This window comes from Alistipes sp. D31t1_170403_E11, assembly GCF_015553985.1.
GTDB lineage: Bacteria > Bacteroidota > Bacteroidia > Bacteroidales > Rikenellaceae > Alistipes > Alistipes montrealensis.
This window is the reverse complement of record NZ_JADNHQ010000002.1, coordinates 161,375-179,491: the sequence shown is the minus strand read 5'-3', so window position 1 is coordinate 179,491 and position 18,117 is coordinate 161,375. Positions and strand designations below refer to the sequence as shown.

Annotated in this window: 13 protein-coding genes; 6 read left to right on the top strand and 7 right to left on the bottom strand. The window is 61.3% G+C overall.

Annotation, left to right across the window (positions count from 1 at the left end; translation table 11 throughout):
- Position 1 precedes the first annotated feature (1 nt).
- Genes I2E69_RS04175 through I2E69_RS04160 form a run of 4 tightly spaced genes read left to right on the top strand, consistent with a single transcriptional unit; the run spans position 2 to position 7,207 of the window.
- A complete protein-coding gene (locus tag I2E69_RS04175; RefSeq protein ID WP_195458968.1) occupies positions 2–2,251 on the top strand; it encodes a BACON domain-containing protein in 2,250 nt (749 codons plus the stop codon).
- 4 nt (positions 2,252–2,255) lie between these two features.
- A complete protein-coding gene (locus tag I2E69_RS04170; RefSeq protein ID WP_195458967.1) occupies positions 2,256–4,796 on the top strand; it encodes a sugar phosphate isomerase/epimerase family protein in 2,541 nt (846 codons plus the stop codon).
- A gap of 5 nt (positions 4,797–4,801) precedes the next feature.
- A complete protein-coding gene (locus tag I2E69_RS04165; RefSeq protein WP_195458965.1) occupies positions 4,802–5,602 on the top strand; it encodes a S1/P1 nuclease in 801 nt (266 codons plus the stop codon).
- A gap of 12 nt (positions 5,603–5,614) precedes the next feature.
- The gene (locus I2E69_RS04160) at positions 5,615–7,207 is read left to right on the top strand and encodes a hypothetical protein (RefSeq protein ID WP_195458963.1); all 1,593 of its coding nucleotides are present in this window, start codon (positions 5,615–5,617) and stop codon (positions 7,205–7,207) included.
- 50 nt (positions 7,208–7,257) lie between these two features.
- Here the strand turns inward: I2E69_RS04160 and I2E69_RS04155 are convergent, their stop codons facing one another.
- Both I2E69_RS04155 and lnt read right to left on the bottom strand, forming a co-directional pair.
- Positions 7,258–8,547 (bottom strand): bifunctional folylpolyglutamate synthase/dihydrofolate synthase, encoded by a 1,290-nt coding sequence (locus I2E69_RS04155; protein ID WP_195458961.1) that lies wholly within the window; start codon positions 8,545–8,547, stop codon positions 7,258–7,260.
- A gap of 13 nt (positions 8,548–8,560) precedes the next feature.
- On the bottom strand, positions 8,561–10,141 hold the full coding sequence (gene lnt / locus I2E69_RS04150; protein WP_195458959.1) for an apolipoprotein N-acyltransferase: 1,581 nt from the start codon (positions 10,139–10,141) through the stop codon (positions 8,561–8,563).
- Between the two features lie 96 nt (positions 10,142–10,237).
- On the opposite strand from lnt, the gene I2E69_RS04145 reads away from it, so the two are divergent.
- Positions 10,238–11,635 carry a Gfo/Idh/MocA family protein gene (locus I2E69_RS04145; protein ID WP_195458957.1) on the top strand — a complete coding sequence of 466 codons (1,398 nt, stop codon included), beginning with the start codon at positions 10,238–10,240 and terminating at the stop codon, positions 11,633–11,635.
- Positions 11,636–11,729: 94 nt separating this feature from the next.
- On the opposite strand, the gene I2E69_RS04140 is transcribed toward I2E69_RS04145, so the two are convergent.
- Positions 11,730–12,689, bottom strand: a complete 960-nt coding sequence (locus tag I2E69_RS04140; RefSeq protein WP_195458955.1) for a UDP-glucuronic acid decarboxylase family protein — start codon at positions 12,687–12,689, stop codon at positions 11,730–11,732.
- A gap of 106 nt (positions 12,690–12,795) precedes the next feature.
- On the opposite strand from I2E69_RS04140, the gene I2E69_RS04135 reads away from it, so the two are divergent.
- Entirely contained in the window at positions 12,796–13,842 is a 1,047-nt protein-coding gene (locus I2E69_RS04135; RefSeq protein ID WP_195458953.1) for an endonuclease/exonuclease/phosphatase family protein, read from the top strand.
- Here the strand turns inward: I2E69_RS04135 and I2E69_RS04130 are convergent.
- From I2E69_RS04130 to I2E69_RS04115, 4 genes are read right to left on the bottom strand one after another with little or no spacing between them, the layout of a single operon-like run.
- Positions 13,832–14,995, bottom strand: a complete 1,164-nt coding sequence (locus tag I2E69_RS04130; RefSeq protein WP_195458951.1) for a hybrid sensor histidine kinase/response regulator — start codon at positions 14,993–14,995, stop codon at positions 13,832–13,834. The genes I2E69_RS04135 and I2E69_RS04130 overlap by 11 nt on opposite strands.
- A 58-nt stretch (positions 14,996–15,053) precedes the next feature.
- Positions 15,054–16,226 (bottom strand): glycosyltransferase family 2 protein, encoded by a 1,173-nt coding sequence (locus tag I2E69_RS04125; protein ID WP_195458949.1) that lies wholly within the window; start codon positions 16,224–16,226, stop codon positions 15,054–15,056.
- Positions 16,227–16,239: 13 nt separating this feature from the next.
- Positions 16,240–16,986 (bottom strand): glycosyltransferase family 32 protein, encoded by a 747-nt coding sequence (locus I2E69_RS04120; RefSeq protein ID WP_195458947.1) that lies wholly within the window; start codon positions 16,984–16,986, stop codon positions 16,240–16,242.
- Positions 16,983–18,116 carry a glycosyltransferase family 4 protein gene (locus tag I2E69_RS04115; RefSeq protein WP_195458945.1) on the bottom strand — a complete coding sequence of 378 codons (1,134 nt, stop codon included), beginning with the start codon at positions 18,114–18,116 and terminating at the stop codon, positions 16,983–16,985. The genes I2E69_RS04120 and I2E69_RS04115 overlap by 4 nt, the downstream gene beginning before the upstream one ends.
- Position 18,117: the final 1 nt, after the last annotated feature.

The window sequence follows — 18,117 nt, the reverse complement described above, 5'->3', positions numbered from 1 at the left end:
TATGAAATACAGCAAGCTATTACGTAACAGTGCGGCGTGCGGCCTTGCGGCCCTCGCGGCCGCCGCCTGCTCGGTCGACGACGCCGAAACCATCCGCGTGCGCGAACTTACGGCTGCCGAGCGCGAACTTTTCGTCCCGGCGTCGGGCGGAACCGCCGAAATACAGCTTTACTCCAACGGTCGCGTCCGGGTCGAGCCGCTCAACGACACCGGCGACTGGGCCGCTGTCGATCCCGTGGAGTTCGACGGCGACCGGAAAGTCTCGGTCACCTTTACGGAGAATCCCTCGTTCCGCCGCATGGCCAAACTGCGCTTCGTGCTCGACGGCGGCGCACGGGTCGATACGGTCTGTGTCAAACAGTACGGCGTGGTTCCGTCGCTCGAATGTCCGGCTCCCTACAAGGCTATCCGCGGCAGCGTCGAGACCTTCACCCAGTTCGAGATCGACACCAATATTCCGCTCGGCGACTTCGCCGTCAAAACCTCCTACGTCGGTAAAACCGAGGGGTGGATCAGCAGCGTGCAGCCTGAACAGGGCATGCTGGTCGTCGATACGAAGCCCAACCCGGGCGACGATGTCTGCAAGGCGGTCGTCAACCTGAGCTACGTCGACGGCTGGGAGGAGACCTTCTCGGCCAATCTCTACATCACGCAGGCCGACAAGGACGACGAATTCGGCCGCGAGGTCTCGTTCGCCGAGGTACGGGCGCTGGCGACCGGGGAAGGTACGGCCGTTGACGAGGATATCCTGATCGAAGGCATCGTCATCAGCGATTTCCACAGCAAGAACATGGAAGTCAATCCCAGCGTGTCGTACGACAAGGTCGACGTGACGGTCAACGACTGCACGGCCTATATCGAGAGTCCCGACGGCCGTTACGGCTTCCGCCTGCGCTTCGATACGCCGGAAGACAACGTGCTGGTCCGCGGGACGCATCTTTCGCTCTCGCTCAACGGCACGGTCCTGACGCGCGAGGAGAACCCCGAACGCTATACGATCAGCAGCCTGGTCGGTGAAAACATGGTCGAAAGCGCCGCCGGGGAGACTGTCCCCGCCAAGGTGCGCCGGATTTCGGAACTGAGCGACGAGGATGTTTACACCTATGTTTCGCTGCAGAATACCGAGTTTCTGTTCAAAGAGGGCAGTTACGCCAACGTTTACGAGAATTACAGCCTTCTGTCCGAAGTCAACGCTTCGCAGACGGGCAACAACAACCGCATGGACGGCTGGGCGTCGCTGCTGATGGACGATGCGGGGAATTCGATCTACGCCCCGGTCAACATGCTTTGCCTCTGGCGCCGTTCGGGGCAGGGCGTTCCGCAGGGCGTGGGTTCGACCCACGGCATCGTGGTCCATAATGAGCTGCCGCGTTACGGCAATGTGGGCCGTTACCAGATTCGCGTGCTCGGCGAAGAGGGCTTCGACATGGAGTGGGCCGGGCAGTCGGCCTACACGGAATTTGCCGAGTGGGACGGCAATCCCCACAAATACTCGTTCGGAACCTATGCCGGGTTCAACAGCCGCTACGCTTACAACCGGTTGCAGTCGATCACGCCGTCGGACGATATTTCGGCGGACAAGACCACGCCGAACGCCGAACTGTTCTGTGAAAACGGGGTCGAAACCACGACCTCCGAAGCCTGGCCCATCGGAAGTACAGGCAATTACAACAATCCGGAGGTGGGTTCGCTCGGAACCTCGACGACCTGCAAGGCCTATTTCGTCAAAGCCGGCGTGAAGGGCTGGTATCAGTGGGAAGGAAACGAGGTCGTGGGTTACAACGGCCTGCGGCTGGAGTTTTCGACCGCTTCGGTCAGCGGTTCGCACATGCTCCTCGGGTTCTCGTTCGCTGCGGGAACGATTTCGGCCAACACCTCGAAAACCTATCCGGCGCACTGGTGCGTGGAGTATTCCGTCGACGGAGGACAGCATTACACCCTTTGTCCGGGCACGGCTACGGGGGCCGATTACGTGCATATGCGCTCGCTGCCGTGGTGGGACGCTTCGCTGGCCGGAAACCGCTACAACACCTGCTCGTCGGCGGGCCTCGGGCTGACCGACCACCTCTTCCGCCTCCCGGCGGAGGTCTTCGGCAAAGAGAAGGTGATGGTCCGTATCCGGCCCTACGACAAGGTGATGACCGTGCTGCCGCTGGTCTGGAACGGCGATACGGAAACCGCCGAGATCAGCGCCGCCACGACCTACGACAACCAGTTGCGGTGGGGTGTCATCACCCTGCGCTACCGATAGCGCCATGCGTAGCGTTTGTCATTCGATATGCCTGCTGCTCGTCCTGCCGCTGCTCCTCGGGGGCTGCGGCAAGGACGGGACAGGCGGTGGGGAAGAACCCCGCCCGCCCGTGGGCGGCGAGGTGACCCTGCGGCTGAGAGTCCCTTCCGGGGAGTCGGGCCTGCGCTGGGACTGGACCGGGGAGGAGCGCGCACTGGTCAACGGCGTGGCTTGCACGGTGGGCTTCGATGCCGGCGGCGTGCCGGTCGTGGGCACAGACGCCTCGCCCGACGGCCTTTATACGGTTTATTTCCCGGCCGATGCGTACAGCCGCGTGAAGCGGGCTTTCATACTGCCTCCTGCGCAATTCCCGGCTTCGGGCGGGAGTTTGCAGGCCGCTGCGTGCCCGATGTACGGCACGGTGCGGACTGCCGACGGTGTGGGCGAGGTGACGCTTTCGCCGCTGTGCGGCGTCGTGCGTATTGTGCTTGCAGGCGATGCGCGTATCGCTTCGGTTCGTGTCGAGGATAAGGCTGCCGGAACTGTTTCGGGCCTGTTTCCGTTCGATCCGGCCGTGCTGAAACTCACGCAGGACAGCGATCCCGGCAACCTTCCGTGGGTGGTGCTCGACTGTGCCGGAACGGGCGGCGGGGTTTCCCTTGCAGCCTCCGGAAAGGAGTTCTGCGTGGCGGTCCCCGAAGGCAATTACGCTTCGGGCCTTCGCATCCGCGTCACCGACTGCGGCCATCGCTCCGCGACCTACGACATTCCCGGTCCGTGCGCCGTCACGGCGGGCGGGGTGAAAAACCTCGCGCCGCTGGACTACGCCCCCGATGCCGGCCTGCTCTTCGCCGAGCATTTCGACAACTGTGTCTGGGGGTGCGACTATGTCGGCGAAAAGAGCGGTTACGGGGTCGGGGCCGGCAGTTCCGTGCCGTCGCCCGCCACGTCGGCCGGAACCGAGGCGGCCTACGTCGCCAAGGGGGTCGGAACGCCCGGGAGCGTGCTTTTCGAGACTTCGGACTACAACTCTGCGCCCGCCGCGAGTTCGACGCTCGCCGTGCGCCGCGACTACCTGCGCAACCGCGGCCTCTACGACTGGCAGCGCCTCTTCTATGCCTCGGAATACCGGGGCAGCCTGTGCGGCGGCGATGTCGGTAACTACGGCAACCGGGGTATTCTCGTAACGCCTCCGATGACCAATGCCGATGAGTCGTGCTATGCCGAACTCTCGTTCCGGATCTGTCTCGAACGCGGCATGGCCAGCGATGTGGCCTGCCTGGCCGAGTCGGGCGTGTTGTTGGGATGTACGATCGACGGCGAGCCGGTCGATACCGATGTTACGACCGGGACGGACATCTCGCAGTCGGTGCAGGGAGTTACCCGCACGGCCGTCGTGCTGCGCACGGCCAAGCTGGCGCACGGGGTGTGGCACGAGGTGCGGATGTCGTTCGGGGCCGTGGCCGGCGGAAGTGCGTTCCGCTTTATGCCCACGGTGATCCGCAACGCCGCGAACTGCTTCTGGATCGACGACGTGGAGGTTCACCGCACGGCCCGCTACGCTCATTCGGGCGATTACGTCACGGTCGAACCTACGACCGAACGGGGCGTTGCGGGCGAGGATGTTTCGCGCCTGCGCCTGCGGCCGAGCGCCGTGCTGTCGATGGCCAACGAGACGACTTACACCACTACGCCGGGCTATGGCATGACGTGGATCTGTCCCAGCCTTTCGTCCGACGAATCGGTCTGGGCGCAGGACATCGCGTTCGCCCAAAAACAACTCGTCGCCAACGGCTGCAAAGTGTGGTGTATACACCTGCCTTACGGGTCGACGACCGCTGTCCGCAACCGCGACCTCTGTGCCGCGGGAGCCGACCGCACCGCCTCGGTGGCCTTCTTCACGAAGGCGATCCGCGCCGTTGCGCCCCTCGGTCCGAAAAACGTGCTGGTTCACTGCAACCAGACCCTCGCCTTCGGCGACGGCAGTTCGGCCGCGAGCCTCGCCCTGTCGCTGCACGAGTTGCAGACGGTCGCCGATGAGATCGGGGCGCACGTCTGCGTCGAGAACATGTCCTACGGCGTGGGCGCCGATGCCGCGGTGCTCGCTGCTGCCGTCGACGAGGCCAATGCGATGGGCAGCCACCGTCACGAAGTCCGCATCGCTTTCGATACGGGCCACGCCAACCTCTACCTTACGCGCGAACAGCCCGGAAAGACGGTCCTCGACTGGCTCCGGACCGCCGGCGCGCGCATCGGTCAACTGCACGTCCACGGCAACCGCGGCTGGACCGGGCGGATCAACGACGACCACCTGATGCCGGGCTACGCCGGGCGGCTGGGTTATTCCGACGCCATCGGCAAAGCGGGGCTTTGGGGCGAATTCTATCGGGTGCTGCTCGCCGAATGCCGTTACCGGGGTCCCTTCACCTACGAGATTTCCACCCGCTCGTTCGGCGCAGTCGCGGGGGAAGAGCGTTACGACAATGTTTCGGCCCCGTGGACCATCGCCCATAATTACGACACTTATATGTACCCCGCCTTCCGGGGGTACGGCAACCGAAAATGAACGCCATGAAAAAACTGATTTGTCTGCTGCTGATGCTCTGTGCGGGCACGGCGGCCTTCGCGTGGGGCGGCCGTGAACACCGCCTGATCGCCTATATCGCCGAGGCGCACCTCACGCCCCGCACCCGGCAGGTGCTCGACCGCTATCTCGACCAGTCGATCGTCGAGTATTCGACCTGGATGGACCGTTACCGTACGGCCCCCGGTTACGAAATAACGACCTACTGGCACATGGTCACCATCGATGCCGACGGCAGCGTGCCGCCCGAACCCCTGCGTCCGAACGGCGACGGCGACGCCGTGCGCCAGCTTACGCGTGCCATCGAGCGCCTGCGCAACTACCGTGAATTATCCGATTCGACGGTCAACGTCAACCTCAAATACGTCATCCACCTCGTCGGGGAGATGCATTGCCCGGCACATATCTATTTCGCCGACCTTCCGGGCGGCATGGACGCTCCGCGGCACTACGACTTCTTCCACCTGAAATACAAAGGGAAAGAGGTTACCTACCACTGGGTCTGGGACGGTTCCGTGTCGCGCCAGTATCCCGATTGGACCGAGGAGGATTATCGCCGGGAACTGGACAAATGGCCCGCCGAGAAGCAGCGCGCCGTGGGTGAAGGTACGCCGACGGACTGGGCGCTGGAGTGCGCCCGCAGTTGCCGCGTGATTTACGACTGGGCCAAACCCGGCGACAACATCGACGAGGGGTTCCTTGAGAAGCACGGCGCCCTGCCCGTCGACCAGGCCCTGCGCGGAGCCTACCGGCTGGCGCGCGTACTCAACGATTTGTTCGACAACTAAAATCTACCGACTATGAAACATATGATCCGAACGGCGGCAGCCGTGGTGCTGTGCCTCGCGGCGACGGCGGGCGTGCGGGCCGAGAGTTTCGAGGCGCTGCGCGCGCAGGCTGCGGGCCGCACCGTGCGGCTGGCTCCCGGCGTACAGATCGAAGCCCTCGTGGTCAGCGACTACCGCTCGCCGAACATGGAACTGAACCCCAACATCTCTTACGATAAGGTGGACCTCGGCGAGAACCTCCGCACGGCCTATGTCGAAAGCCCCGACGGCCGTTACGGCTTCCGGCTGCGTTTTGCGGGTATCTACGAAAACCGCCTCGAACGGGGCGACCGCGTACGGCTCGACCTGGGCGGTTGTTCGCTGACCGGGGACGCCGATCCCGAACGCTACACGGTCGACGGCCTTCGCGCCGAGAACGTCGCGGTGCTCGAACGCGGCGTTGCGCTGCCGAAGAAAGAGAAGCGTATCGCCGACCTGAAAGACGAAGACGTTTACACCTATGTGACGCTTACCGCGACCGAGTTCCTGAGCAAACAGGGCTGTTATACGAATGTTTTCGAATCGTGTGTCCAGCGTTCGCGGCTCAACGCCTTCGACCAGCCTTCGCGGCGCACCGACGGGTGGGCCTCGCTGCTCAAGGATGCCGACAACGGTTCGATTTACATGCTCGTGAATACCAAATGTACCTGGCGGCGCGACGGCCGCGGTGTTCCGCACGGCGTAGGACCTGTTTCGGGCATTGTGGTACACACCCCGATGCGGCGTTACGGCGGCGACATGGGGCGTTATGCGATCCGTCCGCTCGACGAGCGCGACATCGCCATCCCGCGCGATACGGCTTCGTCCTACACCGCTGTCGCCGAGTGGAACTGGGACCGTAACTACGACGCTGCCATCCGTTTCGAGAAGAAGGGTTACACGCCCCGGGCCCCGAAGGAGGGCGTTGCGGGCGACCGTGTGCTGGCTGACGCGGGCGAGGGATTCCTTTCGACGACTTCCGGGGCCCGGATGCGGCTCGACACGGAGTACGACACGCGCTATGCGCAGGACAACGACGGCAAGGCCATGCGCGTCAACGCCGCCCTGCGGCTCGATTCCGATACCCACGACTGGTATCAATTCGACAACCGGGGCCGCATGAGCGGCGCGGAAGCCATTGTCGTGGAGACTTCGACCGAAGGGGTGAAGGGGCGCGGCCTCTCGTTCGACTTCTCGTTCCTCGCAGGCAACCACGACATCAACCGTTCGTGGGGTTTCCCCGTGGAGTGGAAGGTCGAGTATTCGGCCGACGGACTGCCGTTCATCGATGCGGGGCGCGTCTTCGTGCTGCGTCCGATCGTTTACAACGACGCCACGATCAAGGACCTCGGCCTGCGCCGCCTCTCGTACGATGCCGCGCCGGGATTCACCGAGTACAGCGTGCCGCTCCCGGCCTCGCTGCTCGGGCATAAGAAACTCACCGTACGCCTCGTGCCTGCCTCGGCGGTCATGGCTACGATTCCCGAGAATCCGGCCGACGATTCGGCCGGCGGGGTCGTCACGGCCGATTTTCGCCAGCCCTTCGTGCTGCGGCTGGGCCGGGTGGCCGTCCGGGTGCTCGAATGACGAAAAAGCCCGCTGTTCCGGCAGCGGGCTTTTTTATTTATCGGGGCCGTTTACAGCGCTTCGGCTACCACATAGGTGCTGCCGCCGATGAAGATCATGTCTTCGGGTGCGGCCAGTTCCCTGGCGCGGGCTACGGCGGCCGTCACTTCCTCCACCGCTTCGCCGTGAAGCCCGTAGATTGCGGCTTTCGCGGTCAGTTCGGCGGCCGGGAGGGCGCGTTCGGAGTGGGCCTGCGTGAAGATGTAGTGGGCGTCGCGCGGCAGCAGGGGCAGGATGTGCGCCAGGTCTTTGTCGCGTACGAAGCCGATCACGCAGTAGAGTTCCTTGTGGGGCGTGGCCTTCAACTGATCGGCGACATAGGCGATGCCGTGGGCGTTGTGGCCCGTGTCGCAGACCGTCAGCGGCGCTTCGCCGAGCGTCTGCCAGCGGCCTTGCAGGGCCGTGTTGGCGGCAGCGCAGCGCATGCCTTCGAGGAAGGCGCGGCGCGAGATGGTGAGCGGCGTCTCCTCGTGCAGGTAGTCGATCGCCGCCGAAGCGGTCACGATGTTGCGGCTCTGGTAGCTGCCCTGCAGGTCGAGCGACACGTCGAACGTCCGTTCGTCGCGCGTGCGGCGCAGGCGGAAGCGTTGGCAGCCGCACTCGGTGTGGTGCTCCTCGCACGAAAATTCCTGCTCGGCGTAGATCACCCGCGACTTGTTGTTGGCGGCGACCTGTTCGAAAACCCCGTTGTAGCGGGCGTCGGCCTCGCCGATGATTACCGGGATGCTCTTTTTGATGATCCCGGCCTTTTCGGTTGCGATCTTCGGCAGCGTGTCGCCCAGCAGGGAGGTGTGCTCCAATCCGATATTGGTGATGATGCTCAGGATCGGGACGATGATGTTCGTGGCGTCGAGCCGTCCCCCGAGGCCCGTTTCGATCACGGCGACCTCGACATCGCTCTGCGCGAAGTAGTCGAAGGCCATCGCGGCGGTCATTTCGAAGAACGACAGTTCCAGTTCGATCATCTTGTCGTGGTGCTTGTCCACGAAGTTTACCACCTTCTGCTTGGGGATCATCTCGCCGTCGACGCGGATGCGCTCGCGGAAATCCTGCAGGTGGGGCGAGGTGAACAGTCCCGTGCGGTATCCGGCCTGCTCCAGCACCGAAGCGATGATGTGCGCCACGGAACCTTTTCCGTTGGTCCCGGCGACGTGGATCGTGAAAAAGTTGCGCTGGGGGTTGCCGATGTGGCGGCAGAATGCGGTGATGCGCTCCAATCCCGGTTTGTAAGCCGTCGCGCCCTGGGTTTCGAAGACGGGTAGCGACTGAAAGAGGAATTCGAGTGTCTGGGTGTAATTCATATCAGCAAGGGATTTATTTGACGAGGTGGTTCCTGCGTTTGTAACGGTAGGCGACGAAGTAAAGTACGCACAGCAGCAGGACATATTCCGAAATACGGGCCAGGTAGTCGCCGTAACGGGTGTAGAACGTGAGCCGGGTGTTGAGCGGGACCTGCGCCGTGATCACGCCGCGCTGCTCCCAGCCGAGCGTTTCGCCCACGTCGCCGCGGGCGGAAATGAAGCCCGAACGCCCCGTGTTGGCCGAGCGGGCGACGGCGCGGCGGTGTTCGATGGCCCTGAGGCGCGAGATGGTGAACAGGTGTTTGTAGCCCGGCGTGTCGCCCCACCATCCGTCGTTCGATATGATGGCCATGAACTGGGCGCCCCGGCGGACGAAACCGCCGTAAAAATCGCCGTAAAGCCCTTCGTAGCAGATTGCCGGGCCGGTCTTTACGCCGTTGTGTTCGAACGCCTTTCCGTGCGGCCCTTTGCCGATCTGCCCCAGCGTCCCGCCGAGGTCGATCACAAGGAATTTCAGTACGTCGAAGACCCACGTCGGGGTGTTTTCGACGCCGATCACCAACCGTCCTTTGTGGTAGATTTGCGTGCCGCCTGCGGAATCGAGGCCCACGCTCGTGTTGAAAATGTCGTAGTAATTCCCGAAGCGGTCCTGGCGGGCCGTTTCGGTCTGTGCCCCGGCCGGGTAGCGGCGGATGGTATTGGCCCCGGCGATAAGCAGCGCGCCGGGATGGCTGCTGCGGAGCGTGTCGGTCAGTTCCTGCCAGAAAGCGCCCGGTTCGCCTGCCGAGTAGAAATCGCTCAGTTCGGGTTCCAGGTAGTGGCCCGGGACGGAGGTTTCGGGCAGCAGGATGAACTGTGCGCCGGCAGGAACCTCTGCCAGGAGGTCGATGATATTGCGCTCCTGCCGCTCGGTGTCGCCGTGGAATTTGTCGTAGCAGTCGACGTTGGGCTGGATGATGCTCACCGCGACCGATCCTTCGTCGGGCTGTTTCCAGCTTCCCCAGATGGCCAGCGATACGGCTGCGGGCAGCGCGACGGCGCAGGCCGCTGCAATCCACCGCCGTGCGGAGCGCGCCCGGAGAGCCTCGAAAATCAGGATATTGGCGAGCAGCACCCACAGCGTGCCGCCGAAGACGCCCGTATATTCGTACCATTGCACGGCCCAGATTTCGTGTGAAAATCCGTTGCCCAGCACGAGCCACGGCCACGAGAAATCCCCGACGGTGTACCAGTATTCCGTGGCGATCCAAGCCGTGACGAGCGTGACGTAGGCCAGTGCTTTCGGAGCTTTTTTCGAAACGGTGTGGAAGAGCATGAAGGCGATCATATTCATCGTCGTCGAGGCGAGTGTGGCGGCCGCAGGCCCTACGGGCGTCGCAAACCAGATCCACCAGATCGTCATCAGGTTCCACAGCACGAACGCGAGCGTCGCCCAGCCGAACATGCGCCACCACGAGCGGCGCGTATCGTCGTACGACGCGCTGATCCACAGCAGCGGAACGAACCCGACAAGGAGCGTCAAGCCCGTCATGCTGAGCCATCCCGGCGAAAGCAGGATGGCCGATAGGATTACCGCCGCGAGTCTACGAAACATGAAATGAGATTTTTACGACGGCAAAAGTAGTCAAATGAGCGCATATTTCAAAATATTTCATACTTTTGTAACGAAACCAACCAATCTGCTATACTAATGAAGAAATTCCTTGTTTTATTGACTGCCCTTATGGGCATTCTCCTGTTTTCCGGTTGCGAATCGAAAGGCTGGAAGACTGTCGACGGCGTGATCGTTTTCGATACTCCCGCGCGTGAACCGGGTCAGAAATCGGTGCTGGGGCTCAAAACCGCACCGATGGATGTCGTTCGCGTGGGCTTCATCGGGCTGGGCATGCGCGGCCCCGGGGCCGTGGAACGGTTTACACACCTCGACGGGGTCGAAATCAAAGCCCTCTGCGACCTCTATCCCGAACGGGTGGACAGCGCGCAGGCGATCCTCGTGCGCCGCGGATTCCCCGAAGCGGCTTCGTACAGCGGCGAGGAGGGCTGGAAACAGCTTTGCGAGCGCGATGACATCGACCTGGTTTACATCGTAACCCCGTGGTTGCAGCACGTTCCGATGGCTGTTTACGCCATGGAACAGGGCAAGCATGTCGCCGTAGAGGTTCCCGCCGCCACGTCGCTCGAAGAGTGCTGGCAGTTGGTGAACACTGCCGAGAAGACGCAGCGCCACTGCATGATGCTCGAGAACTGCGTTTACGATTTCTTCGAACTGACGACGCTCAACATGGCCCGGCAGGGGCTGTTCGGCGACATTCTCCATGTCGAAGGGTCGTACATCCACGACCTCGACGCCTTTTGGGATTATTACCAGGATAGCTGGCGCCTGAAATTCAACCAGAAACACCGCGGCGACGTTTACGCTACGCACGGCCTCGGCCCTGCCTGCCAGGTGCTGGACATTCACCGCGGCGACAAGATGAACTACCTGGTGTCGATGGATACCAAGTCGGTCAACGGCCTGAAGCTCGCCGAAGAGAAACTCGGCGCCACGGAGTTCGCCAACGCCGACCAGACGCTGACGATGATCAAGACCGAGAAGGGCCGCACGATCCTGCTGGAGCATAACGTCTATACGCCCCGTCCTTACAGCCGCATGTACCAGGTGACCGGTACGAAGGGCTTCGCCAACAAGTACCCCATGCAGGGCTATGCCTTCAATCCCGAGCAGCTTTCGGATTCGGGAGTGCCCGACCACGAGAACCTGAACGCCCACCGTTTTGTGTCGAAGGAGGTGCGCGGGGCGCTGATGGAGCGTTACAAGGACCCGATTGTCATGCAGATCGAGGAGAAGGCCAAGGAGGTCGGCGGCCACGGCGGCATGGACTTCATCATGGATTACCGCCTGGTCTACTGCCTGCAGCACGGTCTGCCGCTGGACCAGGATGTATACGACGCGGCCGAATGGTCGTGCATCGGAGCCCTTACGGCGATGTCGCTCGAAAACAACAGCGCTCCGGTGGCCGTTCCCGACTTCACGCGCGGCGACTGGGACAAGACCGACGGCTACCGTCACGCGATGCTGGTCGACTAGGCCGGAATCGTTGTACGAAAAAGGCGGAATCCGACAGATTCCGCCTTTTTCATTTACAGGTTGTGGCCGCGTTTTTGTACGTGCCGTTTCAGCCTCAGCGCCGGACCCCTCCCCGCGACAATACCTCCTCGAAGTAGGCAATTGTCTTAAGCAGACCGTCGCGCAACTGGATTTTCGGTTCCCAGCCGTCGAGCATGTTGCGGGCGAGCGAGATGTCGGGCTGCCGCTGCTGGGGGTCGTCGGCCGGCAGGGGCAGGTGGACGATCTTCGAGTTCGAACCGGTCAGGTCGATCACCTCGCGGGCCAGTTCGGCGATGGTGAATTCATGCGGGTTGCCGATGTTTACCGGGCCGGTGAAGTCGTCGGGCGTGATGTTCATCATGCGGGTCATGCCTTCGATCATGTCGTCGATGTATTGGAACGAGCGGGTCTGTTCGCCGTCGCCGTAGATCGTGATCTTATCGCCCCGCAGCGCCTGGACGATGAAATTCGACACCACGCGCCCGTCGTTGATGTCCATTTTCGGGCCGTAGGTGTTGAATATGCGGATGATCTTTACGGGGATGCCGTGTTCGCGGTAGTAACTCATGAAGAGCGATTCGGCGCAGCGTTTGCCCTCGTCGTAGCACGAGCGGATGCCCAGCGGATTGACGTGCCCCCAGTAATCCTCCCGCTGGGGATGGATCAGCGGGTCGCCGTAAACTTCCGAGGTCGAAGCCTGGAGGATTTTGGCCCGGTTGTATTTGGCCATGCCGAGCATGTTGATCGCACCGATGACCGATGTCTGGGTGGTTTTGATCGGGTCGTGCTGGTAGTAAATGGGCGAGGCGGGGCAGGCGAGGTTGTAGATCTCCTCGACTTCGGCCATGTAGGGATAGACGATGTCGTGGCGGATAACCTCGAAATTCGGGTGTGACAGCAAATGCCGGATGTTGCTTTTGTGTCCGGTGAAATAGTTGTCGAGACAGATGATATCGTCACCTTCCGCAAGTAATTTTTCACACAAATGGGACCCGATAAACCCGGCGCCGCCTGAAATTAATATTCGTTTCATTCTCAAATTGAGACGTTTGATTCTAATGAGCAAAGATAGAATTATTATTTAAAATTATATATCTTTGCAAACGAAATAAACAAATTAGGTCGAAATAATATACCTTATGGGCCGAAAAGCTGTATCCTATCTGTTGAAAAGTCTGGCTGTTGCCTTTACCGCACTGTTGCTGGCGGCAGCCGTCGTGAGCTGGCGTTCGTCGTTCATTTCGCCCGAAGCCGGGAATTTCTGGGCTTCGATCGCGCTGCTGATGCCTGTCATCCTGCTGCTGAACCTTGCAGCGCTCGTCTGGTGGCTTTTCCGTCGCAAATGGGGTGTTGCGCTGATGCCCGTTGCGGCGCTGGCGCTCAACCTGGGTTACATTTCGGCGATGGTCCAACTGCCCGATTTCGGCAGCAAAGGCCCGCACGACATCCGTGTGGCGACGCTCAACGCCTTCGGGTTCCGCCGCCTCGGTCCCACGTCGGTCACGGCTTACGGTATCGCAACCGTGATGAAACGCGAAGAGGTCGACGTGCTCTGCCTGCAGGAGTTTCTCCAGGATTCTAAATTCCCGGCCGACAGCATCGCCCGGTTTTTCGCTTCGCGGATGCCTTACCATGTCGCTCAGAACGGCCAGGCTATCCTGAGCCGTTTCCCGATCCTCGACCACCGCTACGTTCAGTTCCCCGATTCGGGCAACGACTACCTGGAGGCGGACCTGAAGGTGGGTGACGATACGGTGCGCGTACTGTCGGTGCATCTTCAGACTTCGGGTATTTCGGGCCTTCGTCACCGTTTCCGCAAGGATTACAACAGCGACGCCCCGGTCGAACGGGTGATCGGCGAACTGGAGCGCAACAGTCGTATCCGGGCGCAGCAGGTGCGTGAAATCCGCGCCGTGATCGACTCTACGCGTTATCCGGCTATCCTTGCCGGAGACTTCAACGATACTCCGTCGTCCTATACTTACCGTCAGATCAAAGGTAATATGACGGATGGCTTCCGGGCCGTCGGCAACGGATTCGGCGGCACGTTTCGCTACCTGGGCGGCGTGCTGCGCATCGACTACATCTTCTACGACGATAATTTCACGGGAGTCCGTTACTACATACCTGCCGACGATCTGAGCGACCACAAGGCTGTCATCGCCGATCTCAGGCTCAAGCGGTAGCGTCGTTTGCAGTCGCCGGTGCGGGCTGTTCCTTGGCGATGGTGAAGGTGAAGGTCGAACCCTCGCCCTCCTTCGATTCGACGGTCAGTTCGCCTCCATTGCGGCGCGTGAGGTCCTGCACCAGTTGCAGGCCCAGCCCCGATCCCTCCTCGTTCTTGGTTCCGTAGGTGGTATGGTGGATTTCGGGGTTCAGCAGTTTGGGAATATCCTCTTCCTTGATGCCGATGCCGAAATCGCGGACCGAGATGATGGCATGCGTGGGCGAGTCGCTCACGGAGATCACGATGCGGCCTCCTTCCTGGCTGTACTTGATGGCGTTCGACATCAGGTTGCGCATGATCGTCTTGACCATGTCCACGTCGCAGTGGACCGTGATCGGTCCCGGAATTTCGTATTCCACCTCGACGTTCTTGACCTGCGCCACCAGGTCGGACATCTTGCTGGCGAAAAGCACCACTTCGGAAATGTCGACCTCCTGGAAGACCGTATTCATGCGGCCGATCTGGCTTTTGGTCCATTTGAGCAGGTTGTCCAGCAGCATGAACGTGCTCTCGGTGATGTTGTTGCCCATCGAAATCATTTCGAAACTCTCTTCGCTGACCTGATCGGGCGTGATGCTGATCGAAAGCATGTTGAACACCATCTTGAGCGTGCCGATCGGCGAGCGGAGGTCGTGGGCGATCACCGAGTACATCTTGTCGCGCGCTTCGACGGTGGCCTGCAGTTCGTCGCGCTGCTGGAGGATGGTCCGCTGCGCCGCAGCCAGGTAGATGTGGTGCGCCACGCGGGTGATCAGCTCTTCATGGTTGAAAGGCTTGGAGACGTAGTCGCTGGCTCCGTACTTGAAACCCTTCACGATGTCTTCGGGGTTATGCAGCGCCGTGAGGAAAATGACGGGAATATCCTCGTGCGCGGGATTTGCCTTCAGTTGCTTCAAAACCTCGTAACCGTCCAGGTCGGGCATCATGATGTCCAGCAGGATCAGGTCGGGGTTCACCGCCGCTACCTTTTCCAGGGCCTCGTAACCGCCCGATGCCGTGACGATTTTGTATTTCGCCCGGCTCAGCACGGCTTTGAGCAGCATGATGTTCGTGGCGATATCGTCAACGGCGAGAATGGTGTAATCCTCGGGTTTGATAGCAATGTTTTTCATGGCAGTCAGCAGTTTATGACAAACAAATTTAGTAAAAAAATCGGGCTTGTGCAAAAAATCATGCACGGCGCGCTTTTTCCCATGCGCCCCGGCCCCTGTGGGTCGCCAGATACCCTGCCCCGCGGAAGACGTTGAGGTTCATGAAGAGGAAATAATAGGGAACCGAAAGCATGCCTCCGCGGTGTCCCCGGCGTTCGCGCAGCCATCCGGCGAAAGCCGTGAGGTAGAAGGCCGCCTGCAGAGCGAGCAGCACGGCGTAAAGCGTCGGATGCCCCGACCACAGCAACGCGATGTTGAGGGGGATGAGCGCCGCGAGCGCTACCGGAGTGATGGTCCAGCGCAGCACGCGGTGCGAAACGTACTGAAACCACAGCACGCCGTAGCGGAAGGGATTTAATAACTTGCGTAAACGCCATACCGACTGCAACCCGCCCGCCGCGATGCGGCGTTTGCGTTTGCCCTCCTCGCCCATGTCTGCGGACGGGGTTTCAAGGGCGTAAGCCTCTTTGCAATAGGCTATTTTGTAGCCGTCGGCGGCGATCAGCATCGAGCAGACGAAGTCGTCGAGCAGGGTGTCTTCGGGCATTGTCCGCCACAGGCTGCGCCGTACGGCGAACAGTTCGCCCGCAGCTCCTACGGCCGAGTAGAGGCGGTAATCCCAGTCTTTGAGTTTCGATTCGTATTTCCAGTAGGCTCCTTCGGTTGCCGCGGCGCCAGAGGCTGCCGCGGCCGCCACGCGTTTTTCGCCTGCGACGCACCCCACTTTCGGGTCGTTGAAGCAACGCACGATCTCCGTCACGGCTTCGGGATTGAGCATGGTGTTGGCGTCGGTGAAGATGACGATCGGGGTGTGGATATACTCCAGCGCACGGTTCAGGGCTGCGGTCTTGCCGCCGCGGCGGGCGTCGTGGAGCACCGTGACGCCGGGATATTCCGCCAGCAGGCTGGGCGTACGGTCGGTCGAACCGTCCGTCACCCAGGCGATGTGAAGCCGTCCTTCGGGGTAGGCCAGCGTCCGGCAGTTGGCCATCTTTTCCGCCACGATCTCCTGTTCGTTGTAGGCGGCGATCAGCAGTGTTACTTCGGGCGCTTCGGCCGGGGCGGGATGCTTCGCCGCGGGACACAGGGCTTCGCGGAGCTTCACCAGCCCGGCGAGCAGGACGCCGTATCCGACGTAGGTATAGACGACGAGTGCAGCGCAGGTCCAGAAAATAATTGCAATAGCGGTCATGGCATTGGTCGGTTTATTTGCGGCGGATCAGCCGTTCGACTCCCCGGACGAATTTGTATCCGAAGAGGTTGACGAAAAAGGTCCGGGTCCGGTAATACGCATAGGCCTTGGGCGAGAACCAGGAGTTCTGGTAGTGGTGAATGGCGTAGGTGTCGGGCGTAAGCATTACTTTGCGCGAGTCGAAAACTTTGGGCGAGAAGTAATCCGGCGGCAGGATGCAGACCGCTTCGGAGAGGTCTTTCCGTTTCAGGGCTTCGAGTCCCCCGTCCACCTTCACGATAGGTTTCAGTTGAGGAATCCGCTCCTGCATGATCTCCGGCAGCATTCGGATGTCGCAGGACCCGTCCTGGCGGATGAAGTTGCGGCCTTGGTAATAATCGAGGCACTGTTTGATCCAGTCGCAGCCCTTTTCGGCGCCCAATACGGCAGCTTCGATTGTCCCGGAGGTCTCGGCTCCTGCAAAGTAGGGAAGTTCCAGCAGCGGGTCGAAACTCCGGAGCACCTCGACATCCGAGTCGAGGTAGATGCCCCCGTAGTTATAGAGGGCGTAAAAACGGATGTAGTCGGCGGCGAAGGCGTATTTTTTCGCCTCGAAAGCCTGTTTTACCCAGGGTACGGATTCCAGGTCGAAACGTTTCGTGTCCCAGAGGATGACTTCGTAGTCGGGCAGGAATTTTTTCCAGCTTGCGAGGCACTTTTCGATCTTCGCAGGATAGGGGTCTCCGCTTAGCCAGCAGAGATGGATTTGCTTGGGTATCATAGTGTCGGGGATTTCATTTCGGTTATTACCTGCTGCATCTGCCGCTCCCACGAGAGCGTGCTCTCGATCGTCGTGCGGATGTGCGCCGGGGTGCGGTCCGTCGTGTCGAGCCAGCCGAGCAGGCCCGGGATGTCGAGCGGCGTGTCATCGGCCGGGGCTTTCACGACGTAGGGCATGCCGTCGAAGTCGCTGTCCCGCTCGGAGTAGACGAACGGGATGCCCCGTGCGGCGTATTCGCGGTTTTTGAGGCTTTTGAGGTTTTCGATGCCGTTGCGGTGACGGGCGAGGCTGGCCACGCCCATGTCGCACCAGGCAAATTCGGCGTCGAGCGCCGCGCCCGAGCGGGGCCCCGTGATTTCGACATACTCCTCCAGCCCGTATGCCGCGATGCTCCGGGCGTAGCCGTCGATCAGGTCCGGCATGCCGTCACCCACGATCCGGAGCTTTACCACCCGGTCGTGCGGTCCGGCATAATAGTTCTTCAGCCCTTCGATCACGCGGTCGAACCCGTGCCACGGATGGATGTTGGCCACAGCCAGCAGCCGGACCTCCTGCGCGATGTCGTGCAGTTCGGTTTTGAGCGGGATCGTTCTGAAATCGATACCGTTGGAGATGCGGATGGTCTTCTGCCCGAAAATCTCGTCGTCGTCGGAGAAGGTGACGATGCGGTCGACCTGCCGGGCCAGGCTGTGGCGGAACAAACGGTCGATCTGCAACTGGACCTTCTCTTTCCAGCCGCTTTCGCGGAATTCCGCATCGTAGGGATAGGTAGGGATTTCGAGGGCGATGTGCACTTTGAGCCTGCGCACGCGGCGCAGCCAGCCCACCAGCAGCGGATTGGCATTGAGGTCGTGGCGGATGTAGAGGAACTCCACCTTTTCGCGGCGGATGTAGTCGGTGATGTCGGAGTAGGAGATGCGTTTGAGGACCTTGGCGCGGAACCCGTTGCCGAAGGAGCGGATTACGGCGTCGCCGGCCAGGCGTCGCTGCGTGCCGTCGGGGCCGATCTCCATGTGGCAGAGTGCGATATCGATACCGCCCAGGCGCAGGGCTTCGCACTGGGCAAAGATTTTCTTGCTGATGCCGCTGTGGGCCGAGAATCCGTGGAATACGATGAACAGTCCTTTCATG